The organism is Janthinobacterium sp. GW822-FHT07H10 (assembly GCF_058798675.1).
This window is the reverse complement of record NZ_JBXAKS010000023.1, coordinates 1-25131: the sequence shown is the minus strand read 5'-3', so window position 1 is coordinate 25131 and position 25131 is coordinate 1. Positions and strand designations below refer to the sequence as shown.

The following is a 25131-nucleotide window of genomic DNA, read 5'->3' as shown; positions in this document are numbered from 1 at the left end:
GGGACGCGCAAGACGAGAAGCAAGGAGGCACCCTTTGACATACCTCATCGACAGGCGCTTGCAAAGCAAGAACAAGTCCGCCGTCAACCGCGAGCGCTTCTTGCGGCGTTACAAGAGCCAGATCAAGGATGCCGTGGGGCGCGCCATCAAGGGGCGCTCGATCACGGACGTCGAGAATGGCGAAAAGGTCAGCATCCCCGTCAAGGACGTGGGCGAACCGTCGTTCGGCCACGCGCATGGCGGCGTGTGGGAAGTGGTCAATCCCGGCAACAAGGAATACCTGAAGGGCGACCAGATCGCGCGGCCGAAAGGCGGCGCTGGCAGCGGGCGCGGCAAGGCGGGCAACAGCGACGAGACGACGGAAGACGACTTCATCTTTGAATTGTCGCGCGAAGAGTTCATGAATTACTTCTTCGAAGACCTGGAATTGCCGCACATGGTGAAAACCCAGCTGACGGCCACCACGGAATTCAAGAACCAGCGCGCCGGCTACAACATGTCGGGCACGCCATCGAATATCCACGTGCTGCGCTCGCTGCGCGGCGCGCTGGGGCGGCGCATCGCCGTCGGCGGCGGCGCCCGCAAGCAGCTGGCGCAGGCGGAGGAAGACCTGGCGGCCCTGCTGCACGAAGGCGTGCCCGACAGCGACCCGCTGGTGGTGGAACTGCGCCGCCTGATCCACCACCTGCACACGCGCTTGCTGGCCATCCCCTTCATCGACCCGTTTGACTTACGCTACAGCAACCGCATCAAGGTGCCCAAGCCCATGACGCAAGCCGTGATGTTCTGCATCATGGACGTTTCCGGCTCCATGGATGAAACGCGCAAGGATACGGCCAAGCGCTTCTTCATCCTGCTGTATCTGTTCCTCAAGCGCGCGTACGACAAGATCGAGGTGGTCTTCATCCGCCACCACACGGCGGCGGCGGAAGTGGACGAGCAGGAATTCTTCAATTCGCGCGAGTCGGGTGGCACCGTCGTGTCGTCGGCCTTGCACTTGCTCAATAACATCATCGACGAACGCTATGGCGCCGGGCAATGGAACAGCTACGTGGCGCAGGCATCCGACGGCGACAACTGGGACAACGACTCCATGCTGTGCCGCCAGTTGCTGATCAACACCATCATGCCCAAGGTGCAGTACTACACCTACGTCGAGATCACCGACGGCCCGCAGCAAAACCTGTGGGAGCAATACGCGGGCGTGCTCGACCATCACGCCCATTTCGCCATGCAAAAGATCGTCACGCCGGCCGATATCTATCCGGTCTTCCGCGAACTGTTCAAGAAACAGGTGAAATGATGAGTGCAGCCTTTGACCGCGCCAGCAACACTCCGGGCGAACCGTTCGTGCGCCTGCGCCACCCGAACGCCCTGCCCGAGCAGTCGGAATGGACGTTCGAGCTGATCGAGCAAATCCACGAGGAAATCCGCCGCGTGGCGAAACAGTTTGGCCTCGACACCTATCCGAACCAGCTGGAAATCATCACGGCCGAACAAATGATGGATGCCTACACCTCGGTCGGCATGCCCGTCTCGTACAACCATTGGTCGTTCGGCAAGCATTTTTTATCGACCGAGAAAAGCTACAAGCGGGGCCAGATGGGCCTGGCCTACGAGATCGTCATCAACTCGAACCCGTGCATCGCCTATTTAATGGAGGAAAACAGCCTGACCATGCAGTCGCTGGTGATCGCGCATGCGGCATACGGCCACAATTCCTTCTTCAAGGGCAATTACCTGTTCCGCGCCTGGACGGATGCGGACGCCATCATCGACTATATGGTGTTTGCCAAGAATTACATCAGCGAATGCGAACAACGCCACGGCGTCGACGCCGTGGAATTGCTGCTCGACTCCTGCCACGCCATCCAGAACTATGGCGTGGACCGCTACAAGCGCCCGGCGAAACTGTCGATGGCCAAGGAATATGCGCGCCAGAAGGAGCGCGAAGAGTATGTGCAGTCGCAGATCAACCAGCTGTGGCGCACCCTGCCCCGCCGCGAGGACGAGGAGGAAGAGGAAGACCAGCGCAAGGCCGTGGCGCGCTTTCCGCCCGAGCCCGAGGAAAACCTGCTGTACTTCATCGAGAAATATGCGCCGCTGCTGGAACCGTGGCAGCGCGAGATGGTGCGCATCGTGCGCAAGATTTCCCAGTACTTCTATCCGCAGCGCCAGACGCAGGTCATGAACGAGGGCTGGGCCACGTTCTGGCACTACACCATATTGAACCAGCTGTATGACGAAGGCGTGGTGGGCGACGGCTTCATGATGGAGTTCCTGAAAAGCCATACCAACGTCGTCTACCAGCCGCCCATCGACAGCCCCTATTACAGCGGCATCAACCCGTATGCGCTGGGCTTTGCCATGATGAGCGACATCCGCCGCATCTGCGAACACCCGACCGATGAAGACCGCGCCTGGTTTCCCGACATGGCGGGCAGCGACTGGCGCAAGAGCCTGGACTTTGCCATGCGCAATTTCAAGGATGAAAGCTTTATCGCCCAGTACCTGTCGCCGCGGCTGATCCGCGAATTCCACTTCTTTGCCGTGCTCGACGACGACAAGAATGAAAAGCTGGCCATTTCCGCCATCCACGACGACGCCGGCTACCGCTATGTGCGCCAGCAGCTGGCGGAACAGTACAACCTGGGCAACCGCGAGCCGAATATCCAGGTGTGGTCCGTGAATACGCGCGACGACCGCGCCCTGACCCTGCGCCACACGCAATTCCAGCGCCGGCCGCTGAACCAGCAGGCGGCGGAAGTGCTCAAGCACGTGGCCCGGCTGTGGGGCTTCGACGTGCACCTCGACACGGTCGATCCGCAGGGCGTCGTGCTCGGCACATTAAATTGCCGTCGGGAAAAGCGTAACCGGCGCGATGACCCGGTTGTCCGGCCATAAAATGATTTGTTGATAATAATCAATAGCAAGAATATAAGCGCTTCCTATACCTACATAGGAATTCAGTATGGCTAGACGGCCTCGTAACGGTCGTCAAAAGGCTCTTTTTTGACCTAGATAAAGTCCGTAATGCACCCGCTTGGTGCACGTGAACGGCTAAGTGGTCTGGTTCCGCGCCAAAATATTTCCAAAAAGAAAAATTTTTCTCCAAATTTAGCAGTTTCCATATTGAATATCACGAAATATAATTCCGCCAGATCGGCACATCGGAGAACTTAGCAGTGGTAGCCCGAAACGGCTGTAAAAAACCGATAAGACCGCCTTTTTTTCTGTCCGAAAGCGTGCAAAGATGACATAAGCAAGTACGTTTTCAGGGCGCAAAAGCGCCAAAAATTTAACCGGTTTTAGGCGTTAAAAATCTGTGTAAAATAAAGAATTCGTATGTATAATTCGGCGACGTCCCGGATACGGCTGGAGCTTTGTGTCGTCATTTTGGGGTTCAGTTGCAAGACAAGAGATGGTATTTGGAGAAAGCAGGCATGAATTTTTCGAACGAGAAAAGTCCCAAGAACTACACAGGCATCACTATCGTTGTCCTGCTGCACGTTCTCGCGGCTTACGGGATCGTGACGGGCTTGGGCAAGCGGTTGGTCACCAAAATGATGGAACCGGTTGAAACCAAGATTATCGAGGAAGTCAAACCGCCTCCACCGAAGGATCTTCCACCGCCACCACCGCCGCCAGAAATGAAGGCGCCACCGCCGCCATTCATTCCGCCAGTCGAGGTGAACGTGCAGCAGCCGCCACCACAGCAGAACGTGATTGCAAATACGACTGCCGTGAAGCCAGCCACGAATGTATTGGCACCGCCAGCACCGCCTGCACAGCCTGCGCCAACTCCTGGACCAGCCAAATCGGTGCGTACGCCGGCCGTGGTTGACTTCAGTGTCTGCGAAAAACCGGCTTATCCAAAGTCGTCGCAGCGCAACGAGGAAACCGGTGTGGTGACACTGTCGTTCCTGATCGGTGTAGACGGCAAGGTCGCTGATTCGAAGATCGTGAAGTCAAGCGGCTTCAGAGACTTGGACAAAGCCGCGGTGCAAGGTATCAGCCGCTGTACATTTAAGCCGGCAACAGTTGACGGCAAGCCGGAACAAGGCTGGCAGCAAATGCAATACGTTTGGTCGCTGGATTAAAACCCGAGACAGTTATCCCCTGTTTCACACTATGATTTCGTTGTCATTACGTTCAGCGATCTGTTATTTTTAATTTTGGAGGAAGCATGTTTAAGAATACCCGTTTGTCCGCATTTTTTGCCGCGGTTCTGTTGTCCGTCACCGCTACGACCGCTCTGGTAGCAGCACCGGCATTCGCTGACGCGCCAGCATCGGCTGCCGCTTCCGCTCCAGCGGCAGACGCAGCACCAGCACCAGTTGCCGCTGACGCAGCAGCTCCTGCAGCAGACGCAGCCGCTCCAGCCGCTGATGCAGCCGCTCCAGCCAAAACCGAAGAAGTCCACAACCCATTCGGCCTGCAAGCAGTGTGGGACGGCGGCTTCGTGCCACGCGCCACCCTGATCATCCTGGCCATCATGTCGATCGGCAGCTGGTACATCATCATCACCAAGCTGATGGATCAAATGAAGATCTTCAAGCAAGCTAAAGAAACCGCTGCCAAATTCTGGAAAGCTCCTTCGATCGCTGCCGGTTCGGCAACCCTGACCGAAGGCTCGCCATTCCGCTTCATCGCTGAATCGGGCACCAAGGCAACGGCTCACCATGACGGCGCCCTGCTGGAACAAATCGATCTGTCGACCTGGGTGACGATGTCGATCCAGCGCGCTTCGGACAAAGTTCAATCGCGTCTGCAAGATGGCCTGTCGTTCCTGGCAACCGTTGGTTCGACCGCACCGTTTATCGGTCTGTTCGGTACCGTTTGGGGTATTTATGGCGCGCTGACCAACATCGGTATGACCGGTAACGCTTCGATCGATAAAGTTGCAGGTCCAGTTGGTGAAGCACTGATCATGACCGCTTTCGGTCTGCTGGTCGCTGTTCCTGCCGTTCTGGGTTACAACTGGCTGGTTCGTCGTAACAAAACCGCAATGGAAGACGTACGCTCGTTCAGCGCCGACGTTCACTCGGTACTGATCTCCGGCGCAATGTCGACCAGCGAAGCTGGCCGTGCTGCCGGCGCTAAAAAGATCGGATAAGAATCATGTCGATGTCCGTCGGCTCCGACAGCGGAGATGAAGATCAAGTAATGTCAGAAATCAACACGACGCCGCTCGTCGACATCATGTTGGTTTTGCTGATCATTTTCTTGATCACCAGTCCGGTTGTCCTCAAATTGCAGAAAATCGATCTGCCGATCGAGGCCAACCAAGCCCTTCAAAGCAAGCCAGAAAACGTCAACATCGTTGTCAACAAGGATGGCGAGATCTATCTGGGCCAGAAGAAACTGAAAGACACGAACGAACTGTTCGATTATCTTAAAGTTGAAGCAGTGAAAGTACCGCAGCCGGAAGTACACGTTCGTGGCGACCAAGAAACACGCTACGAATCGATCGGCCGGGTTATTTACACGACCCAACGTGCCGGGATCCAGAAGGTCGGCTTCATCACCGAACCACCTGACAAGGGCTGATAGCGACTGACAGCGGCGTCCCGGCCACACAGGGACGCCACTGGCAGGAGCTTGCCGGGCAGCGGCATCGCCCGGCGCTTCGTTGGACTTCTTAAAGGAAATACTATGAGTATGAATGTCGGTTCGGGTAGTTCGCCAAACGCGGATCCGGAACCAATGATGGAACTGAATATGACGCCCCTCATCGACGTGATGCTGGTGCTGATTATCATGTTGATCATCACGATTCCTAAGCAAAACCACTCGGTGAACCTGAACATGCCGGTCGGCACCCCGCCGCCACCGACAACGGAACCAGTGGTCGTCACGATCGATGTCGATTTTGATGGCACTATCTTGTGGGACAATCAGGTCGTTCCTGATCGTAATACGCTGGAAGCCAAGCTGAGCAACATCGCTGCGCAAGCAGACCAGCCGGAAGTACATCTGCGTCCTAACAAGCTGGTGGAATACAAAGTCGTCGCCGGTGTGATGGCGTCGGCGCAGCGTCTGGGCGTGACCAAAATCGGTCTGGTCGGCAACGAGCAATTCCAGTAAGCTGTTGCATCAGGTTCTCTTTACATCCGAATAGGCAGGACTTCCTGCCTATTCGCTTTTTACTGAAAGACTTTCTCATGTCCAAGTTTCGTCTCGCTCATCTCGGCCTCGTCATGGCCGCTATCGGTTTTACCGCAGCAACTCCCGTAATCGGCCTGGGCTCGCTGGCATATGCCGCGGACACCGTGCGCGCCGAAGTGGGCAAGCCACTGCAAGAAGCGCAGAAACTCGCTGGCAGCGGCAAGAACAAGGAAGCGCTGGCCAAGCTGCGCGAAGCTGACAGCGTCGGCGGCAAGACCGCCTTTGAAAGCTACCAGATCGAACGCGTGCGCGCCTCGGCCGCTGCTGCCGCCGGCGACAATGGCACCGCCATCAAGGCATTCGAAGCCGTCATCAATTCCGGCCGCCTGAGCGCCGCCGAAGCCCCTAAATTCACGCAAGCCCTGGCAGGTATGTACTACCGCGCCAAGGACTGGCCAAATACCATCACCTGGATCAAACGCTCGCTGAAAGACCGCGAAGATCCACAGATGCGCGAACTGCTGATCCAGACCTACTACGTCAGCGGCAACTACGCCGAAGCGGCAAAAGAGCTGCAATCGCGCGGCGGCAACTCGGAAGCGAGCCTGCAAATGCTGGCCAACATCCAGTTGAAGCAAAACGACAAGGCCGGCTACGTGGCCACCCTGGAAAAACTGGCTGGCAGCTATCCAAAGACCAGCTACTGGGCTGACCTGCTGAACCGCGTTTCGGGCAAGCCGGGCTTCTCGCAACGCCTGGGCCTGGACGTCCAGCGCCTGCGCCTGGCCAACGGCCTGTTCACCAAGCCTTCCGAATACATGGAAATCAGCCAGCTGGCCCTGCAAGCAGGCAATCCAGGCGAAGCGCTGAGCATCATCGAGCAGGGCTACAAAAAAGGCGTGCTGGGCACCGGTACCGATGCGGCCCGCCACCAGCGCCTGAAAGACCTGGCCCTGAAAACCCAGGCTGACCTGAAAGCCAATGCCGCCAAGTCGGAAGCGGAATACGTCAAGAACAAGGACGCCGACAGCTTGAGCAAGCTGGGCTTCGCCCTCGTGTACGATGGTCAGACCGACAAGGGCCTGGGCTTGATGAACGACGCCGTGAAATTGGGTACGGCCAAGTATGCGGAAGAAGCCAAGCTGCATCTGGGCATCGCCTACGTCCACGCCGGCAAGAAAGCCAACGCCTCGACGGCCCTGAAAGCTGTCAAGGGCACGGATGGCGCGGCCGACCTGGCACGCTACTGGGCCTTGATGAACAAGTAATCGACATCGACCCCAGGCGACTGCGCGTCGCGCTTTGCGGCCGGCGATGCTCACCGGCCCGGCGCCCCGTACTCCGATACGGCGGCGCTTCCCGGCCGCAAATCACCGCCGCTTGCTAAGCCTGGGTTCGACGTCGAGAGTGCACTGAATCCCTGCCAAAGCGTTGCCAGCACACCTGCCGGCAACGCTTTTTGTCCATTTCAAGGGCGAAATTACCCTTCGGCCCACCCTTGCGGCTGTGCATCCCTGAAACAGTCCGTATAATCCCCCATTTGGCACAGTTTTTCATCAGATTCCTATGAAGGTATTCCGCGGACTTCCCAATGCCCAGGCACGAGCGCCTTGCGCTTTGACCATCGGCAATTTTGACGGTGTCCACATCGGCCATCAGGCCTTGCTGGCGCGCGTGCGCGACGCGGCGACCACGCTCGGCATTGAAGCGGCCGTGATGACGTTCGAACCGCACCCGCGCGAATTCTTCGCGCAGCGCGCGGGCGACCTGTCGAAGGCGCCGCAGCGCATCGCCAACCTGCGCGACAAGCTGCAGTCGCTCGACGACGCCGGCATCGACCGCGTCGTCGTCGAACACTTCAGCGCCCAGTTCGCCGCCTTGACGCCGCAGGAATTCACGGAAAAAGTCCTCGTCGACGGCTTGCACGTGAAATGGCTGATGGTCGGTGACGATTTCTGCTATGGCGCCCGGCGCGCCGGCGACGTGGCCATGCTGCAGGAAGCGGGCCGCAAATATGGTTTCCACGTAGAAACATTGCCCACCGTGATGAACGGCAGCACGCGCATCTCGTCGTCGGCCGTGCGCCTGGCCCTCGCCGCGGGCGACTTCCCCCTGGCCACGCAGCTGCTGGGCCATCCGTACGCCATTTCCGGCCATGTGATCCACGGCCAGAAGCTGGGCCGCACCCTGGGCTTCCCCACGCTCAACCTGCGCGTGGCGCACCGCCCCGCCCTGTCCGGCATCTTCATCGTGCAGGTGCATGGCCTGGGGCCGCTGCCGCTGCCGGCCGTGGCCAGCCTGGGCGTGCGTCCCACCGTCGACGACAGCGGCCGCGTCTTGCTGGAAGTGCATGTGTTTGATTTCGACCAGTCCTGCTACGGCAAGCTGGTGCGCGTGGAATTCCTGCAAAAGCTGCGCGACGAAGAGAAATACGACGACCTGCCCACCCTGACGGCCGCCATCGAGCGCGACTCGAACCAGGCGCGCGCCTATTTCGAGCAGCGCAGCGGCGCCATTACCGCCACCGACCGAATTTGACCCCGGCCAACTCCGCCGCCTGGCGGCCCCCGCCGCCGCCACACATCATTCAATACAAGTAAAGAAGACTATGTCCGACCAAAACAAGCCAGCCACGCCCAAGCAAAACAAGAAGCCTGAAAGCAAATACCCGGTCAACATGACGGAAACCCCGTTCCCCATGCGCGGCGACATGGCCAAGCGCGAGCCGCAATGGGTACAGCAATGGCAAGACAAGAAAATCTACGAGCGCGTGCGCAAGGCCGCCGCCGGCCGTCCGAAATTCATCCTGCATGACGGCCCGCCGTATGCGAATGGCGACATTCACCTGGGCCACGCCGTCAACAAGATCCTGAAAGACATGGTCGTCAAGTCGCGCTCGCTGGCCGGCTTCGACGCGCCGTACGTGCCGGGCTGGGACTGCCACGGCATGCCGATCGAGATCCAGATCGAAAAACTGCACGGCAAGAACCTGCCGACGGCCGACGTGCTGGAAAAGGCCCGCGCCTACGCCAACGTGCAGGTCGAACGCCAGAAGAAGGACTTCATCCGCCTGGGCGTGCTGGGCGAGTGGGACAACCCCTACCTGACCATGGCGCACGGCAATGAAGCCGACGAATTGCGCGCGCTGGGCAAGCTGCTGGAGAAAGGCTATGTGTACCGCGGCCTGAAACCCGTCAACTGGTGCTTCGACTGCCAATCGGCCCTGGCCGAGGCGGAAGTGGAATACGCGGAAAAACGCGATCCATCCATCGATGTGGGCTTCAAATTCGCCGAGCCGGCAAAACTGGCGGCCGCCTTCGGCCTGCCATCGCTGCCGACCGAGAACGGTTTCATCGTCATCTGGACCACCACGCCGTGGACCATCCCGTCGAACCAGGCGCTGAACGTGCACCCGGAAGTCAAATATGCGCTGGTGAAGACCGAGCGCGATGGCCAGCCGCTGCTGCTGATCCTGGCGCAGGACCTGGTCGTGGCCAGCCTGGCGCGCTTCAAGCTGGAAGGCACGACGATTGCTACCTGCGATGGCGCGGCCCTGGGCGGCATCGCCTTCCGCCACCCGCTGCACGCCAGCGACGCCTTCTACGACCGTCTGTCGCCGCTGTACCTGGCCGAATACGTGACCACGGAAAGCGGCACGGGCGTGGTGCACTCGGCGCCCGCCTACGGCTTGGACGACTTCATCTCGTGCAAGGCGCACGGCATGAAGGACGACGACATCATCAAGCCGGTCATGGGCGACGGCAAATTCGCCTCCACCCTGCCCCTGTTCGGCGGCATGACCATCTGGGAAGCGTCGAAGCCGATCTGCAACGCCCTGAAGGAAGCGGGCGCGCTGTTCGAAGTCAAGATGTTCGACCACAGCTACATGCATTGCTGGCGCCATAAGACGCCGATCATCTACCGCGCCACCTCGCAGTGGTTCGCCGGCATGGACGTGACGCCGAAGGATGGCGGCGCCACCCTGCGCGAGACGGCCCTGAAAGGCATCGCCGACACCGAGTTCTTCCCTGACTGGGGCCAGGCGCGCCTGCACGGCATGATCGCCAACCGTCCCGACTGGACCCTGTCGCGCCAGCGCCAGTGGGGCGTGCCGATGGCCTTCATCGTGCACAAGGAAACGGGCGACCTGCATCCGCGCACGGCGGAACTGCTGGAGCAAGTGGCCAAGCTGATCGAAAAGGGCGGCATCGAAGCCTGGCAATCGCTGGACCTGGCTGACCTGATCGGCGACGAAGCGGCCATCTACGCCAAGAACAAGGACACGCTGGACGTGTGGTTCGATTCCGGCGCCACGCACCAGACCGTGCTGGGCGGCCCGCAAGGCCATGGCTCGCACTCGACGCAGCTGCAATTCCCGGCCGACCTGTACCTGGAAGGCTCGGACCAGCATCGCGGCTGGTTCCACTCCTCCTTGCTGGTGTCGTCGATGCTGAATGGCCGTCCGCCATACAAGGCCCTGCTGACGCACGGCTTCACGGTCGATGGCGAAGGCAAGAAGATGTCGAAGTCGCTGGGCAATACCCTGGCGCCGCAAAAGATCTCGGACACCCTGGGCGCCGACATCCTGCGCCTGTGGATCGCTTCGACCGACTACACGGGCGAACTGTCGATCTCGGACGAAATCCTCAAGCGCGTGACGGAATCGTATCGCCGCATCCGCAACACCCTGCGCTTCCTGCTGGCGAACACCTCGGACTTCAATCCGGCCACGGACGCCGTGCCGGTGGCCGAGCTGTTCGAAATCGACCGCTACGCGATCGCCAACATGGCCTCGCTGCAGCAGCAGATCGAGAACAACTACGCGCGCTACGAGTTCCACCCGGTCGTGTCGAAGCTGCAGACGTACTGCTCGGAAGACCTGGGCGGCTTCTACCTGGACATCCTGAAGGACCGCCTGTACACGACGGGCCTGACCTCGCACGCGCGCCGTTCCGCGCAGACGGCCCTGTGGCACATCACGCAAAGCCTGCTGCGCCTGATGGCTCCGGCCCTGTCGTTCACGGCCGAGGAAGCGTGGGCCGTCTTCGCCGGCGCGGATGCCTACGCCGCCAGCGATGAAACCATCTTCACGCAAACCTGGTGGCAGCTGCCGGAAGTATCGGACGCGGCCGACCTGCTGGAGAAATACACGGCCCTGCGCGCCGTGCGCACGGATGTGACGAAGCAGCTGGAAGACTTGCGCACCTCGGGCGCCATCGGCTCCTCGCTGCAGGCGGAGCTGACGATCAAGGCCGCGCCGATGAAATACAAGCTGTTGACCACCCTGGGCGACGACTTGAAGTTCGTCTTCATCACGTCGCAGGCAACGGTGGCCGAAGTGGCCGACGAAGCGGCCGAGGAAGTGGTCGTGGCCGCGTCGACGGCGCCGAAGTGCGAGCGCTGCTGGCACTACCGCAGCGACGTGGGCACGGACGCCGCGCATCCGACCCTGTGCGGCCGCTGCGTCAGCAACCTGTTCGGTGCGGGCGAGAAACGCCGCTTCGCCTAAACAACGGCGTCAAAATCGACTGCGCGTCGCGATTTTGCGGCCTGCGGTGCTCGCTGCCTCGGCGGCCCCGTACTAAAGTACGGCGCTGCATCCCGGGCCAACGGGGCGCCGGGCCCCGCTGCCGCTCGCTACGATTTTGCCCGCCGTTGTATGCTATCTGTCCAACCGCTGCCTGCTGCCAGGCGGCGGCTTTATCTTCCCTGGAAAAATATGGCCACTAAAAACCGTTTTTCATCGAAATCGTCATCCTCGTCGTCGCTGGTGCCATGGTTGGGTATCGCCGCCATCGTCATCCTGTTCGACCAGATCACCAAGATCACGATCCTGAAGACCTTCCGCTATGCGCAGGAAATGGTCATCACCTCGTATTTCAACCTTGTGCTCGCGTATAACAAGGGCGCCGCGTTCAGCTTCCTGTCCGACCAGGGCGGCTGGCAGCGCTATTTCTTCACCGGCATCGCCCTGGCGGCGGCCATCTACATCATCTACCTGCTGAAAAAGCACGCCGGCCAGCGCATGTTCTGCTGGGCCCTGGCGCTGATACTCGGCGGCGCGCTGGGCAATGCCATCGACCGCCTGATGTACGGCCACGTGGTCGATTTCCTCGACTTCCACTGGAAAAGCTGGGGCCATTTCCCCGCCTTTAATATCGCCGACAGCGCCATCTGCATCGGCGCGGCCCTGTTCGTCATCGATGAACTGCGCCGCGTGAACAAGTAACTCAGACAAGCAATCAATACAGCGGGAGAACAGCATGGAATTGTCCGGCAAAAAAATCGTCCTGGGACTCTCGGGCGGCGTCGCCTGCTACAAGGCGGCGGAACTGTGCCGCGCCCTGACCAAGGCGGGTGCCTCGGTACAGGTGGTGATGACGGATGCGGCCAGCCACTTCATCACGGCCGTGACGATGCAGGCGCTGTCCGGCCACCCCGTGCACACGAGCCAGTGGGATGCGCGCATCGACAACAACATGGCGCATATCGATTTGACGCGCCATGCGGACGCGATCCTGATCGCGCCGTGTTCGGCCGACTTCATGCGCAAGCTCGCCCATGGCGTGTGCGACGACCTGCTGTCGACCCTGTGCCTGGCCCGCCCGGCCCACCTGCCCCTGCTGGTGGCGCCGGCCATGAATGTGGAAATGTGGCAGAACCCCGCCACGCAGCGCAATGTGCAGCAGCTGCGCGACGACGGCATCGCCATCTTCGGCCCCGCCGCCGGCGAACAGGCTTGCGGCGAAGTGGGCCTGGGCCGCATGCTGGAACCGGAACAGCTCCTGACGGAGCTGATCGCCGCCTTCCAGCCGAAGGTCCTGGCGGGCAAGCGCGTGCTGGTCACGGCCGGCCCCACCTTCGAAGCCATCGATCCCGTGCGCGGCATCACCAATCTGTCCTCGGGCAAGATGGGCTATGCGGTGGCGCGCGCGGCGCGCGAAGCGGGCGCCGAAGTGCTGCTCATTTCCGGCCCGACGGCCCTCGATGCGCCGTTTGGCGTGCGCCGCATCAATGTGCAAAGCGCGCAGCAGATGCATGATGCCGTGCTGGCCCACGTCGACGGCCAGCATGTCTTCGTCGCCGTGGCCGCCGTCGCCGACTGGCGTGTCGTCAACGCCAGCGAGCAGAAGATGAAAAAGCAGGCCGACGGTTCCGTGCCGGAACTGCAGTTCGCGCAAAATCCCGACATCCTCGCCACCGTGGCGGCGCGCACCAACCTGGCCGGCTATCCGTACTGCGTGGGCTTTGCCGCCGAATCGGAAAACCTGGTGGAATTCGGTTCGACCAAGCGCGAGAAAAAGGGCATCCCCCTGCTGATCGGCAATATCGGCCAGAACACCTTTGGCCAGGACGACAACACCATCATCCTCTTCGACGAGGACGGTCATACCGTGCTGCCGCGCGCCTCGAAACTGAACCTGGCACGCCAGCTGATTTCGGAAATTTCCAAGCGCATCGCCAGGAATTCGCTGCTCAAATAAACCTCCATCCGTTTTATCGTAAAGCTTCAATGAAAAATATCGACATCAAAATCCTCGACGCCCGCATGAAGGAACAATTGCCGGCCTACGCCACCCCGGGCAGCGCGGGCCTCGACCTGCGCGCCTGCATCGACGCCCCCATCACCATCGAAGCCGGCCAGACCGTGCTCATCCCCACCGGCCTGGCGATCCACATCGGCGACCCCTCGTATGCGGCCATGATCCTGCCGCGCAGCGGCATGGGCCACAAGAACGGCATCGTGCTGGGGAATCTGGTAGGCTTGATCGACTCCGATTACCAGGGCCAGCTGATGGTATCGACCTGGAACCGGGGCCAGAGCGCATTCACGCTCAATCCCATGGAGCGCCTGGCGCAGCTGATTATCGTGCCGGTGCTGCAAGTGGGCTTTAACGTCGTCGAGGAATTCGGCGACAGCGAACGCGGTGTTGGCGGTTTCGGCAGCACCGGCAAACATTAACAGCGACTGACAAACCGTAGCGAGCGGATGTGAGCTGCGGCCGGGACGCGGAGCTGTGCGTATGCACAGTAAGCATCGGAGGCCGCAAATCGCGCCGCGCAGCAGGTTTTGTCAGAAGTTACAAGAAGGAATAGTCTATGCCAGGTTTCCGCCATCTGATCTCAGCCCAGACTTCGCTGCGCCGATTGGCCACTCCCCTCCTGCTGGCCAGCGCGGCCATCCTGACCGGCTGCACCACGCCGGCGACGACTGTCAGCGGTCCGTTCAATGTCGTGCCGGCGCCCGACGCGCCGGCCTTGACGGCGCAGCAAAAGGCGGCGCAGGACGAGCTGGTGAAGATGGTGGCCCTGCAGGACCGGCTGTCGAAAGTCTCGGCGCCCCTGCTGATCAACAATGCGGACCTGTGCAAGACGTATGCGCGCAACCTGCTGGGCTTCACGGCACAGAACAAGTATTCGTATCCGGGCATCTATGCCGACGCGGCGCAGGCGGCGCTCGGCTACGGCGAACAGATGCAGGTGTCCGGCGTGCTGCCGGGCAGCGGCGCCGCGCGCGCAGGCTTGCGCAAGGGCGACGGCTTGCTGGCGGCCGAAGGCAAGCCGCTGCCCTCGGGCCCCAAGGCGGAAGGCCCGTTCGGCGCCATCGTCGGCCCGCTGGCCTCGAAAAGCGCCAGCCTGAACATGACCATCGCCCGCGACGGCCAGCAGCAGGACCTGAAGATTCCCGTCACGCGCGCCTGCGCCTTCCGCGTCGCCCTGGGCAATGCGGACAATATCAATGCGTATTCGGACGGCTCGCGCATCATGCTCACGCGCGGCATGGTCAATGCGGCGCAAAATGACGAAGGCATCGCCTTCGTCATCGCCCGCGAAATGGCGCACAACATCCTCGACCACGCGCGCAGCCAGCGCACGGCCGGCACGGCCGGCAGCATCATCGACAGCCTGGGTGCCGTGCAGCCCGACGTCTCGATGCTGACGGGCGCCGCCGGCATCAAGGCCATGCCGCAGGAACTCGACGTGCAAGCCGACACGCTGGCCATCTACCTGCTGGCGCGCGCCGGCTACAACATCGACAACGCCGCCCGCTTCTGGCAGCGCCTGGCCACGCAAGTGCCGGCCACGGTCGCCAACGGCTACACGGCCCTGCATCCGGGCACCAACTCGCGCATGGCCGCCATCAACCGCGCCGTCATCGACGTGCGCGCGAAGCAGGCGGCGAAGAAACCGCTGAAACCGTAATCAGCGTGACGCCTGGAACAGCAGATGCTGCTTCAGGCGCCAGGGAAGTTCGGGAAGTAGGCGCCCATGACCCAGGTCAGGATGGCGCAGAACACCACCGCCAGGAACAGCACGACAAGCAGCTTGCCGAACTTGGGATTGCCATCGTCTTCCGGTTGATTCTCTAGCGGCATAGCGTCTTTCTGCAGGCTGGGTGAACGCGTAGTATATTCCATAGTTCGCCGCCATCACGCGGCATTCCACCTTCGCGCCCCATGGACAGCATCGACCTTGAAGTTCTGAAAACCAGCGCCGCCTGGCTCGCCGCCGGGCACCGCTGCGAGCTGGTCACCGTCATCAAGACCTGGGGCTCCAGCCCCCGCCCCGTGGGCGCCACGCTGGCCATCTGCGACGATGGCACGGTGGTCGGTTCCGTGTCCGGCGGCTGCATCGAGGATGACCTGATCGACACGGTGCGCGTGCACGGCATCGTGCGCACGCAGCCGGAAATCGTCAGCTACGGCATCAGCGCCGACGAGGCGCACCGTTTCGGCCTGCCCTGCGGCGGCACCATCGAACTGGCCATCGAACCGCTGCATGCGGACAGCCAGGTGGCCGAGCTGCTGGCGCGCCTGGAAGCCCATGAACTGGTGGAACGCCGCCTGGATTTGCGCAGCGGCGCCGTCACCCTGCGGCGCGCCGCGCCGGGCGCCGCGCTGACCCTGGAAAACGAGGTGCTGACCACGCAGCACGGCCCGCGCTGGCGTCTGCTGATCATCGGCGCCAGCCAGCTGTCGCGCTTCGTGGCGCAAATCGCCATGGCCATGGATTATCACGTCATCGTCTGCGACCCGCGCGAGGAATACCGCGGCGGCTGGAACGTGCCGGGCGTGCCGCTGCTGCACGCCATGCCGGACGACCTCGTGCTGGAACTGCAGCTCGACAGCCGCAGCGCCGTCGTCGCCCTCACGCACGACCCCAAGCTCGACGACCTGGCCCTGATGGAAGCGCTCAAATCCCCGGCCTTTTACGTCGGCGCCATCGGTTCGCGCGCCAACAACGCCAAACGCCGCGAACGGCTGCTGCAGTTCGACGTCAGCGCCGCGCAGCTGGCGCGCCTGCACGCGCCCATCGGCCTGTACATCGGCAGCAAGACGCCGGCCGAGATCGCCATTTCCATCCTGGCCGAACTGACGGCCGTGAAAAATGGCGTGCCCGAGACGCTGCAGATCCAGCACGCGGCGGCCTTGACGCCGCCCACGCCCGACATCTGCGCGCGCTAGTGCCAGACAGCAAGAAACAGGATGCATCCCGCATCGCCACCGTGATACTTTCCCTGATTTTCGGACCGCCATGACCCTGCTGCACTGGACCCTCCCCTTGCCCGCCGGCTACCGCCGCGACGACGTCATCGCCTTCCACAGCCGCGATGCGGAAGCAGTGGCCGAACAGGTCACCGCCACGGGCCTGCGCAAGGGCATCCTGCTTGCCGGCGCCGCCGTCGTGCTGGACGTGGCGTTCACGCATGATGCGGCCATCTGCCGCGCCGACATCGATGGCGATGTCGATGCGGATGCGGGCCTGCGGGAACGGCTGCACGGCGCCCTGCTCAACATCCTCGGCCTGCGCATCGACCCGCAGCCGTTCACGCAGCTGGCGGCGGGCGACCCGCTGATGGCGCCCCTGGTCCGCGTCAACCCGGGCCTGCGCATCGTGCAATCGGCCAGCCCGTTCGAGGCGCTGACCTGGGCCATCATCGGCCAGCAAATCAACCTGCCATTCGCCATCGCCCTGCGCCGCACGTTCATTCTGCAGGCCGGGCGCCGGCACAGCAGCGGCCTGTGGTGCTACCCCGAGGCGCGCGACGTGGCCCGGCTGGCCGTCGAAGATCTGACTAGCCGCAAATTCTCGCGCGCCAAGGCCGAAACCGTGCTGCGCCTGGCCCGTCTCGTCGACGATGGCGAACTGTCGCTGGAGCTGGACGCATCGGGCGAGGTGGCGGCCATTTCGCAGGCGCTGCTGGCCGTGAAGGGCATCGGCCCGTGGACCGTCAATTACGCGCTGCTGCGCGGCTACGGCTATGCCGACTGCTCGCTGCACGGCGACGTGGCCATCCGCGCCGCCCTGCAAAAGCTGCTCGGCGAAGAGAGCAAGCCGGACATGGCGCGCACGGAGCAGTGGTTGCGCCAGTACGCGCCGCACCGCACCATGGCGGCCGCCCACCTGTGGGCCAGCCTGCACGCGGCGGAAAAAAATAGTTCGCCCGAGCGGGAATAAACGGCGGGCGGCAGGCGTCTATCCCTTGCAAGCCCCCAACAACCTCAAGGAGACCGTCATGCGCTTTACTACTTTTGCCGCCACCGCCCTTTTCACCGCCTTGTCCGCCCCGCTCGCCTTCGCCGCCGACGTCATGCCCGCCAACGGCATGCTGGTCAATGCCAGCGGCATGACCGTGTATGTGTTCGACAAGGATGTCGCCGACAGCGGCAAGAGCGCCTGCAGCGGCGGCTGCCTGGTCGCCTGGCCCGCCGTCATCGCCACCGAAGCGGCACCCGCCGCCCCGTACGGCAGCATCAAGCGCGAAGACAATGGCGCCATGCAGCTGACCTACAAGGGCAAGCCCCTGTACCTGTACAAGGAAGACAAGAAGCCGGGCGACGTGGCCGGCGACAATTTCAAGAACGTGTGGCACATCGTCAAGCCCTGAGCATCCCGGCCCGCCGCCACGATGACCGCATTTGACGACAGCCGCGCGCTGCAAGCCTGCCTGCCGGGTCTGCGCCGCTATGCGCGCGCGCTGGCGGGCGATGTGCACGCGGACGACCTGGTGCAGGATACCGTCGAGCGGGCCTGGCGCAAGCTCGGTCAATGGCAGCGCGGCGGCGAGATGCGTCCGTGGCTATTTTCCATCATGCACAACCTGCATGTGGACCAGTTGCGCCGTCCCGGTCTGGCGCTGCAGGATATCGACGATGACGCCCTGCTGCCCGCGCCGGAGCGGGCGCCGGGGCAGTCGATCGCCATCGGCGAGATGGATGCGGCGCTGGCCCGCCTGCCGCTGGGGCAGCGCGAAGTGATCCTGCTCGTCGCGCTCGAGCAGATGCCGTATGAGCAGGTGGCGGCCACCCTGGACATCCCCGTCGGCACCGTCATGTCGCGCCTGTCGCGGGGACGCGACAAACTGCGCGCCCTGCTCGATGGCCGTCCCGCCAGCGGCAGCGCGCCCACCCTGAAAGTCGTGAAATGAATACGCAAGCCATCAGCGAAGCGCAACTGCATGCCCTGGCCGATGGCGTGCTGCCCGAGGAACAGCGCGCGGCGCTCGAAGCGCACCTGCGCCAGCATCCGGACGATGCCGCCAGGGTGGACGCCTGGCGCGAACAGAACCGGCAATTGCGCGCCCTGTTCGATCCCGTGCTGGACGCAGCCTTGCCGGCAGCCCTGCTGAGCGCCACCGCGCCGCCAGCGCCAGCGGCGAACGGCGCCTGGCAGCGCCACGCCATGCAGGCGGCGGCCGCCATCGTGCTGGTGGTCGCTGGCGGCGCGGGCGGCTGGCTGCTGCGCGGCGGCAGCGACGGCCCGACGGCCAGCGCCAGCGCCTCCGTTTCCCTGGCGCGCAGCGCCGCCATCGCGCACGCCGTCTACACGCCCGAGGTGCGCCACCCGGTGGAAGTGGGCGCGGAACAGGAAGCCCACCTGGTGCAATGGCTGTCGAAACGCCTGGGCACGCAGCTGCGGCCGCCCGTGCTGTCGCCGCTCGGCTACCAGCTGATCGGCGGTCGCCTGCTGCCTGGCGACGGCGACGGCCCCGTGGCGCAATTCATGTACGAGGATGGCGGCGGCAAGCGCCTGACCCTGTATGTGGCGAAGGAGCGGGCCGGCAGGCAGGAAACGGCGTTCCGCTACACGCAGGAAAAGGAACTGAGCGTGTTTTACTGGATCGACGGCCAGCTCGGCTACGCGCTGTCGGCCGGCCTGCCCAAGCAGGAGCTGGGCAAGATCGCCAACGCCGTCTACGCGCAGCTCGAAGCACCTCGCTGAGGCAGGGCTGAGCGCCATCGCCCGTCAGCCTGCTGCACAAGGGACAGGCGCCGCTGCCCTTGAAACTGCGCGCCTTTCCCGCTCGTCACGCCGCGCCTGCGCGCGTCAGCTGGATGTCTGCTGAGCGCGCCTGAATTCCGCATACGCGTCGACCAGCCGCTCCTTCGAATAGCCGCGGTTGAGTCCACTGGGATTGGGCAGTATCCACACGCGCGCGCCGCCGAAGCGCTCCGGCTGTTCGCCCCAGTCCACCTGGCGTTTCCCCGTCATCGCGGCATAGGCGGCCTTGCCGAGGAAGGCGACCCACTCCGGCCGCACCCATGCCAGCTTGTGCAGCAGGCCCGCCGCCGCTTGCGCGAATTCGTCCGTCCCCACCTGGTCCGCGCGGCTTGTGGGACGCCCGACGGCCGCCGTCAACCCCAGCCCGAAAGCGAGCACGCTTCGATCGTCTTGCGGCGCCACCAGGTGCGGCGTGAAGCCGGCCAGGTACACTACCGGCCAGAAGCGGTTGCCGCGGCCGAGAAAATGATGGCCGGCCGCCGCCGCGTCCACACCGGGATTGAGACCGCAAAAAACTACCTGCAAGCCGGGAGCGAGAATATCCGGCAAGCCTTGTGCCGGTGTCATGTGTGCCATGGAAAACTCCGATATCAGAAGTCGCAGTATGCCACCGGCCCCATCTCCTGCAGCGCAGGGCGGCTGGTGCTACCATCCCGTACTGATGAGCTAATCCATTTGGCGGATGGCCGTCACGCGTCCCCGTACCATCCCACTCCGAGGAATAACCATGACGACCCTGACCATCAATGGCAAGCAGCACGACGTTGCCCTGCCTGAAGACATGCCCCTGCTGTGGACCCTGCGCGACGAACTGGGCATGACCGGCACCAAATTCGGCTGCGGCATGGCCCTGTGCGGCGCCTGCACCGTGCACATGGACGGCGAGGCCATCCGCTCCTGCGTGACGCCGATTTCGGCCGCCGCCGGCAAGCGCATCACCACCATCGAAGCCGTGGGCGAGGACCAGGTCGGCCTGGCGCTGCAACAGGCGTGGCAGGAACACGGCGTGCCGCAATGCGGCTACTGTCAGGCCGGGCAGATCATGTCGGCCACGGCGCTGCTGCACAAGACGCCGAGACCGAACGACCAGCAGATCCGCGAGGCGATGAGCGGCAATATCTGCCGCTGCGGCACCTACACGCGCATCCACGCGGCCATCAAGCAGGCGTCGGCCAGCATCGGCGCGAAAGGAGCGGCCAAATGAGCATCCATGACACTCCTGCCGCACATTCGCCCGCGCGGCGCAGCTGGCTCAAGGCCGCCGGCGCGCTGGCCGGCCTGACCCTGGTGGCGGGTCCTTCCGGCCTCGTGATGGCGGCCGATGCCGTCAAATACGGCGGCGCGCGCATGGCTGGCGGCGTGGTCGACGACGCCCTGGTATTCCTGTCGATCGGCACCGACGGCATCGTCACCATCGTGGTGCACCGCTCCGAAATGGGCCAGGGCATCCGTACCAGCCTGCCCATGGTGGCGGCCGATGAACTGGGCGCCGACTGGGCCCAGGTGCGCGTGCAACAGGCGCCCGCCGACGAGGCGCGCTACGGCAGCCAGGACACGGACGGCTCGCGCAGCATGCGCCACTCGTTCCGCGCCATGCGCCACGTGGGCGCCACCGCGCGCCTGATGCTGGAAACGGCGGCCGCCGTGCGCTGGGACGTGCCCGTCACGGAGGTGAAAGCCGTCAACCACGCGGTCGTGCATGCGGCCAGCGGGCGCACGCTGTCGTTCGGCGCCCTGGCCGAGGAAGCGGCCAGGCTGCCCGTGCCGCCGCGCGCCCGCATCAGCCTGAAAGCGGCCGGCGAGCTGCGCTACATCGGGCAAGCCAGCACGCGCGGCATCGACCTGCACGATATCGTCACGGGCAACACCCACTTCGGCATCGACACGCGCCTCGATGGCATGGCGTATGCGGTCATCGCCAGGCCGCCCGTGTTTGGCGGCAAGCTGAAGAGCGTGGACAAGACGGCGGCCCTGAAAGTGCCGGGCGTGCTGCGCATCGTGGAACTGGCGGGCAGTCCGCCGCCCGCCATGTTCAACCCGCTGGGCGGCGTTGCTGTCATCGCGAAAAATACCTGGGCCGCCATCAAGGGGCGCGAAGCGCTGGTGCTGGAATGGGAAGACGGCCCGAATGGCGTTTACGATTCGCAAGCCTTCCGCGAGACGCTGGAAGCGGCCGTGCGCCAGCCGGCGAAACCGGCGCGCGACCAGGGCAAGACCGTGGCTACCCTGGCCGCCGCCCCCGCCGCGCGCAAGCTCAGTGCTGAATATTACCTGCCCCACCTGGCGCACGCCACCATGGAGCCGCCCGCCGCCACCGTGCGCATCGCCGGCGGCAAGGCGGAAGTGTGGGCCTGCGTGCAGGCGCCGCAGGCGACGCGCAGCAACGTGGCCAAGGCGCTGGGCCTGGCGTTCGACGACGTCACCGTGCACGTGACCCTGCTGGGCGGCGGCTTCGGGCGCAAGTCGAAGCCCGATTTCGCCGTCGAGGCGGCGCTGCTGTCGAAGGCCATGGATGGCGCGCCCGTCAAGCTGACGTGGACGCGTGACGACGACCTGCAGCACGACTACCTGCACACGGTGTCCGTCGAACGGCTGGAAGCGTCGCTGGACGCGAAGGGCATGCCGACGGCCTGGCTGCACCGCACGGCCGCGCCCACCATCAGTTCGACCTTTGCGCTGGACGCGAAGACGCAGTCGGCGTCCGAGCTGGGCATGTCTGCCATCAACGTGCCGTATGCGATTCCCAACATCCGCGTCGAGGTGCCGGAAGTGCCGGCCCACACGCGCATCGGCTGGTTCCGTTCCGTGTCGAACATTCCGCACGCGTTTGCCATCCAGTCGTTCACGGCCGAACTGGCCCATGCGGCAAGGCGCGACCACCGCGACTACCTGCTGGCGCTCCTGGGCCCCGCGCGCAAGATCAACCCGGCCGACCTGTCGGACGGCTGGAACTATGGCGAGGACCCGGCAAAATATCCGGTGGATATAGGCCGCATGCGCCACGTGATCGAGCTGGCGACCGCCAAGGCGGGCTGGGGCCGCAAGCTGCCCAAGGGTCGGGGCCTGGGCCTGGCCGTGTCCTACAGCTTCGTCACCTATGTGGCGGCCGTGATCGAGGTGGAAGTCAACGCGGCCGGCGAAGTCATCGTGCCCAGGGTCGACATCGCCATGGATTGCGGTCCGCAGATTAACCCGGACCGCGTGCGGTCGCAGATCGAGGGCGCCTGCATCATGGGCCTGTCCCTGGCCATGAGCGGCGAGATCAGTTTCAAGAATGGCCGGGTCGAGCAAAGCAATTTCCACGACTACGCCGTGCTGCGCGCCGCCGACGCGCCGCGCGTGATCCACACGCACCTGGTGCCCGGCACGCTGGACATGGAACTGGGCGGCGTGGGCGAACCGGCCACGCCGCCGATTGCCCCGGCCCTGTGCAACGCCATCTTCGCCGCCACGGGCAAGCGCATCCGCGCCCTGCCCGTGGCCATGCAGCTGGCGAAGAGGGCTTAGCTGCTGCGCGCGTGACATAACTGCAGCAGCAGCGCGGCGGCGGCCACCACGGCGGCGCCGGCCGCCAGCAGCCACATGGGCCAGTCCAGCAGCAGCAACAGGCCGCCGCTGGCGGCGCCGATGGCGCTGCCCAGGTACAGCGCCGACTCGTTGAGGGCGATGGCCAGGTTGCCATCGCCCTGCGCGGCGCGCGCGGCCAGCAGCTGCTGGTTCTGCGGCACTTGCAGGGCCCAGCCGGCCGCCCCCCACAGCACGATCGGCGCCAGCATCAGCCAGGCCGACCACGCCGCAGCCAGCGGCAGCGCGCACAAGGCCAGCGCCAGCAGCAACAGGATGGTTTGCGTCAGCTTCGGCGCCGCCACCTTGTCGGCCCGGTATCCCACCAGCATGCTGCCGGCGATGCCGCCCAGGCCCCAGGCCCACAGGAACGGCGTCACCGGCAGGGCGGCGCCGCCTGTCGACCATGCCAGCAGCGGCGCGACGAAGGTGTACATGCCCAGGCTGGCGATGGCAGCCAGCAGCGACACCAGCAAGATGGCCAGCACCTGCCCATCGGCCAGCAAGGCCAGCTTGCGGCGCAGCGCGGTCGCCGGCGCCGCCGGCAAGGCCGGCAACCTGCACAGCAAGCCGGCCAGCGCCAGCGCGCCGAGGGCGGCGACCAGCCACAGTGCCGCGGCCCAGCCCAGCCGCTCGGCCAGCAACAGGCTCAACGGCACGCCCAGCACCGTGCCGCTGGCCATGCCCCCCATGATCATGCCGATGGCCTTGCCCCGCTGCTCCGGCGCGGCAACGGCCGCAGCCGCCGCGATGCCGAGCGCCAGATACACGCCGGACGCGATGCCGGCCAGCGCCCGCAAGGCCAGCAAAGCGCCAAAATCGGGCGCCAGCGCGCTGGCCCCGTTCGCCAGCACGAACACGGCCAGTGCCCACAACAGGCCGGCGCGCTGCGCACGGCCCGGCAGCAGGGCCACGGCCAGCGGCGAACCGAGGCCGTAGGCCAGCGTAAACGCCGTCACCAGCTGCGCGGCCATCGCCATCGAAACGGCAAACGCGCCGGCGATCAGCGGCATCAGGCCCGCCGTCACATACGAAGCCATGCCCAGCGCAAACGCACCGATGGCGATCAGGTGGACGGCGGCGGGCAGCACGGCGGCACGGGATGCAGGCGTCGCGGCGCCAGGGGAAGAATAATCGGACATGGAATGGCCTTCAGGAAGAAAGCAGGCATTCTGGAATACAATATAAACAATTACAATTTAACTGTTTATGCTATTACTGATAGCAACAGGCTCACCGGAAAGACCGTAGCATGCGCACTTTGGCCCGTACCCGCCACGAACTGGCCGCCTATCTGCAGGCGCGGCGCGCGCGCCTGTCGCCCGACGACGTGGGCTTGCCCGGCGGCGGACGGCGCAGGACTCCGGGCTTGCGCCGCGAGGAAGTGGCCGCGCTGGCCGGCGTGGGACTGACCTGGTACACCTGGCTGGAACAGGGGCGCGACATCGGCGTCTCCAGCGCCTTCCTCGACAAGCTGGCTGAAGTGCTCAAACTCGATGCGGCCGAGCGCCGCCACCTGTTCCTGCTGGCGCACGCGCGCCCGCCCGCCGAAGAGGGCAAGACGTTTTGCGTGGTGCCGCCGCTGGTGCGCCGCCTGATGCACGAATTGGCGCATCCGGCGTACGTGCTCAACCTGCGCTGGGACGTGCTGGCGTTTAATGCGGACGCCGACGCCATGTTCGGCTTCGGCGCGCATGCTGCCGCGCGCCGCAATCTGCTGTGGCTGCTGTTTACCGATCCCCTGCTGCGCCAGCGCCTTGTCGGCTGGGAAGAGCAGGCGCCGCTGATGCTGTCGAGCTTTCGCCGCGACTACGCGCGCGCCACGCAGGAAGCGGACATCCATGCGCTGCTCGAGGAACTGGAGAAGGTCTCGCCGGAATTCAAGCTGTGGTGGCGCCGCCATGACGTGCATGCGCCATGCGCGGGCGTGCGCACGCTGCTGGTCGACGGCGAAGAGATCGCCCATGAGCACACCTCGCTGACCATCGATGCGGACCGCCATTTGCGGCTGGTGGTGTATGCGCGCCAGGCCGCGCAGTGAACGGCCGCGCACAACGAAAAAACCGCTGACCCTCTTGCGAGGAATCAGCGGCTTCGAATTGGTTGCGGGGACAGGATTTGAACCTGTGACCTTCGGGTTATGAGCCCGACGAGCTGCCAGACTGCTCCACCCCG

The 25131-nt window shown here is 63.9% G+C and carries 24 protein-coding genes; 21 read left to right on the top strand and 3 right to left on the bottom strand.

The features are described from left to right. Positions 1-34: 34 nt before the first annotated feature. The 13 genes from AC1RDJ_RS27640 to AC1RDJ_RS27580 all read left to right on the top strand — a co-directional run bounded on the left by AC1RDJ_RS27640 (position 35) and on the right by AC1RDJ_RS27580 (position 15312). Entirely contained in the window at positions 35-1303 is a 1269-nt protein-coding gene (locus AC1RDJ_RS27640) for a YeaH/YhbH family protein (protein WP_071322345.1), read from the top strand. Then, positions 1303-2904 carry a SpoVR family protein gene (locus AC1RDJ_RS27635; RefSeq protein ID WP_071322344.1) on the top strand — a complete coding sequence of 534 codons (1602 nt, stop codon included), beginning with the start codon at positions 1303-1305 and terminating at the stop codon, positions 2902-2904. Before AC1RDJ_RS27640 ends, AC1RDJ_RS27635 begins: the two co-directional genes overlap by 1 nt. 539 nt (positions 2905-3443) lie before the next feature. Further along, positions 3444-4100 carry an energy transducer TonB gene (locus tag AC1RDJ_RS27630; protein WP_034754161.1) on the top strand — a complete coding sequence of 219 codons (657 nt, stop codon included), beginning with the start codon at positions 3444-3446 and terminating at the stop codon, positions 4098-4100. 86 nt (positions 4101-4186) lie between these two features. Next, entirely contained in the window at positions 4187-5116 is a 930-nt protein-coding gene (locus tag AC1RDJ_RS27625; protein ID WP_232251050.1) for a MotA/TolQ/ExbB proton channel family protein, read from the top strand. Between the two features lie 5 nt (positions 5117-5121). Next, positions 5122-5550 (top strand): ExbD/TolR family protein, encoded by a 429-nt coding sequence (locus AC1RDJ_RS27620; RefSeq protein ID WP_071322342.1) that lies wholly within the window; start codon positions 5122-5124, stop codon positions 5548-5550. Between the two features lie 105 nt (positions 5551-5655). Then, positions 5656-6087, top strand: a complete 432-nt coding sequence (locus AC1RDJ_RS27615) for an ExbD/TolR family protein (protein ID WP_198043873.1) — start codon at positions 5656-5658, stop codon at positions 6085-6087. Positions 6088-6164: 77 nt separating this feature from the next. Next, complete coding sequence (locus AC1RDJ_RS27610) at positions 6165-7376, top strand: tetratricopeptide repeat protein (RefSeq protein WP_493029345.1); 1212 nt, start codon at positions 6165-6167, stop codon at positions 7374-7376. Between the two features lie 298 nt (positions 7377-7674). Further along, the gene (locus AC1RDJ_RS27605; protein ID WP_071322339.1) at positions 7675-8646 is read left to right on the top strand and encodes a bifunctional riboflavin kinase/FAD synthetase; all 972 of its coding nucleotides are present in this window, start codon (positions 7675-7677) and stop codon (positions 8644-8646) included. 70 nt (positions 8647-8716) lie between these two features. Then, positions 8717-11617, top strand: coding sequence for an isoleucine--tRNA ligase (gene ileS, locus AC1RDJ_RS27600; RefSeq protein ID WP_493029344.1), 2901 nt, complete (start codon positions 8717-8719; stop codon positions 11615-11617). A gap of 210 nt (positions 11618-11827) precedes the next feature. Continuing rightward, complete coding sequence (lspA, locus tag AC1RDJ_RS27595; protein WP_071322337.1) at positions 11828-12337, top strand: signal peptidase II; 510 nt, start codon at positions 11828-11830, stop codon at positions 12335-12337. 34 nt (positions 12338-12371) lie between these two features. Next, positions 12372-13592, top strand: a complete 1221-nt coding sequence (coaBC, locus tag AC1RDJ_RS27590) for a bifunctional phosphopantothenoylcysteine decarboxylase/phosphopantothenate--cysteine ligase CoaBC (protein WP_493029343.1) — start codon at positions 12372-12374, stop codon at positions 13590-13592. 29 nt (positions 13593-13621) lie between these two features. After that, positions 13622-14071, top strand: coding sequence for a dUTP diphosphatase (gene dut / locus AC1RDJ_RS27585; RefSeq protein ID WP_071322335.1), 450 nt, complete (start codon positions 13622-13624; stop codon positions 14069-14071). Positions 14072-14208: 137 nt separating this feature from the next. Then, the gene (locus tag AC1RDJ_RS27580; RefSeq protein ID WP_493029342.1) at positions 14209-15312 is read left to right on the top strand and encodes a M48 family metalloprotease; all 1104 of its coding nucleotides are present in this window, start codon (positions 14209-14211) and stop codon (positions 15310-15312) included. Positions 15313-15344: 32 nt separating this feature from the next. Here the strand turns inward: AC1RDJ_RS27580 and AC1RDJ_RS27575 are convergent, their stop codons facing one another. Continuing rightward, positions 15345-15485, bottom strand: coding sequence for a hypothetical protein (locus tag AC1RDJ_RS27575; RefSeq protein WP_198043872.1), 141 nt, complete (start codon positions 15483-15485; stop codon positions 15345-15347). An 81-nt stretch (positions 15486-15566) separates the two neighbouring features. Here AC1RDJ_RS27575 and AC1RDJ_RS27570 point away from each other — a divergent pair, with 81 nt between their 5' ends. The 5 genes from AC1RDJ_RS27570 to AC1RDJ_RS27550 all read left to right on the top strand — a co-directional run bounded on the left by AC1RDJ_RS27570 (position 15567) and on the right by AC1RDJ_RS27550 (position 19332). Then, positions 15567-16574 (top strand): XdhC family protein, encoded by a 1008-nt coding sequence (locus tag AC1RDJ_RS27570; RefSeq protein WP_493029341.1) that lies wholly within the window; start codon positions 15567-15569, stop codon positions 16572-16574. 70 nt (positions 16575-16644) lie between these two features. Further along, complete coding sequence (locus AC1RDJ_RS27565; RefSeq protein ID WP_493029340.1) at positions 16645-17568, top strand: DNA-3-methyladenine glycosylase family protein; 924 nt, start codon at positions 16645-16647, stop codon at positions 17566-17568. A gap of 58 nt (positions 17569-17626) precedes the next feature. Next, entirely contained in the window at positions 17627-17998 is a 372-nt protein-coding gene (locus AC1RDJ_RS27560) for a COG4315 family predicted lipoprotein (protein ID WP_071322330.1), read from the top strand. A gap of 21 nt (positions 17999-18019) precedes the next feature. Continuing rightward, positions 18020-18538: an RNA polymerase sigma factor gene (locus AC1RDJ_RS27555; protein ID WP_071322329.1), complete on the top strand. Its 519-nt coding sequence runs from the start codon at positions 18020-18022 to the stop codon at positions 18536-18538. Continuing rightward, a complete protein-coding gene (locus AC1RDJ_RS27550; protein WP_071322328.1) occupies positions 18535-19332 on the top strand; it encodes an anti-sigma factor family protein in 798 nt (265 codons plus the stop codon). The genes AC1RDJ_RS27555 and AC1RDJ_RS27550 overlap by 4 nt, the downstream gene beginning before the upstream one ends. Before the next feature lie 105 nt (positions 19333-19437). Here the strand turns inward: AC1RDJ_RS27550 and mug are convergent, their stop codons facing one another. Continuing rightward, positions 19438-19968 carry a G/U mismatch-specific DNA glycosylase gene (mug, locus tag AC1RDJ_RS27545; protein WP_232251049.1) on the bottom strand — a complete coding sequence of 177 codons (531 nt, stop codon included), beginning with the start codon at positions 19966-19968 and terminating at the stop codon, positions 19438-19440. A gap of 151 nt (positions 19969-20119) precedes the next feature. Here mug and AC1RDJ_RS27540 point away from each other — a divergent pair, with 151 nt between their 5' ends. Both AC1RDJ_RS27540 and AC1RDJ_RS27535 read left to right on the top strand, forming a co-directional pair. Then, positions 20120-20596, top strand: a complete 477-nt coding sequence (locus tag AC1RDJ_RS27540) for a (2Fe-2S)-binding protein (RefSeq protein WP_493029338.1) — start codon at positions 20120-20122, stop codon at positions 20594-20596. Beyond that, positions 20593-22899 (top strand): xanthine dehydrogenase family protein molybdopterin-binding subunit, encoded by a 2307-nt coding sequence (locus AC1RDJ_RS27535; protein WP_493029337.1) that lies wholly within the window; start codon positions 20593-20595, stop codon positions 22897-22899. Before AC1RDJ_RS27540 ends, AC1RDJ_RS27535 begins: the two co-directional genes overlap by 4 nt. Here AC1RDJ_RS27535 and AC1RDJ_RS27530 read toward each other — a convergent pair. Next, positions 22896-24098 carry an MFS transporter gene (locus tag AC1RDJ_RS27530; RefSeq protein WP_493029336.1) on the bottom strand — a complete coding sequence of 401 codons (1203 nt, stop codon included), beginning with the start codon at positions 24096-24098 and terminating at the stop codon, positions 22896-22898. The genes AC1RDJ_RS27535 and AC1RDJ_RS27530 overlap by 4 nt on opposite strands. A 110-nt stretch (positions 24099-24208) precedes the next feature. On the opposite strand from AC1RDJ_RS27530, the gene AC1RDJ_RS27525 reads away from it, so the two are divergent. Continuing rightward, positions 24209-24997 carry a helix-turn-helix transcriptional regulator gene (locus AC1RDJ_RS27525; RefSeq protein WP_493029334.1) on the top strand — a complete coding sequence of 263 codons (789 nt, stop codon included), beginning with the start codon at positions 24209-24211 and terminating at the stop codon, positions 24995-24997. The last annotated feature ends 134 nt before the right edge of the window (positions 24998-25131 follow it).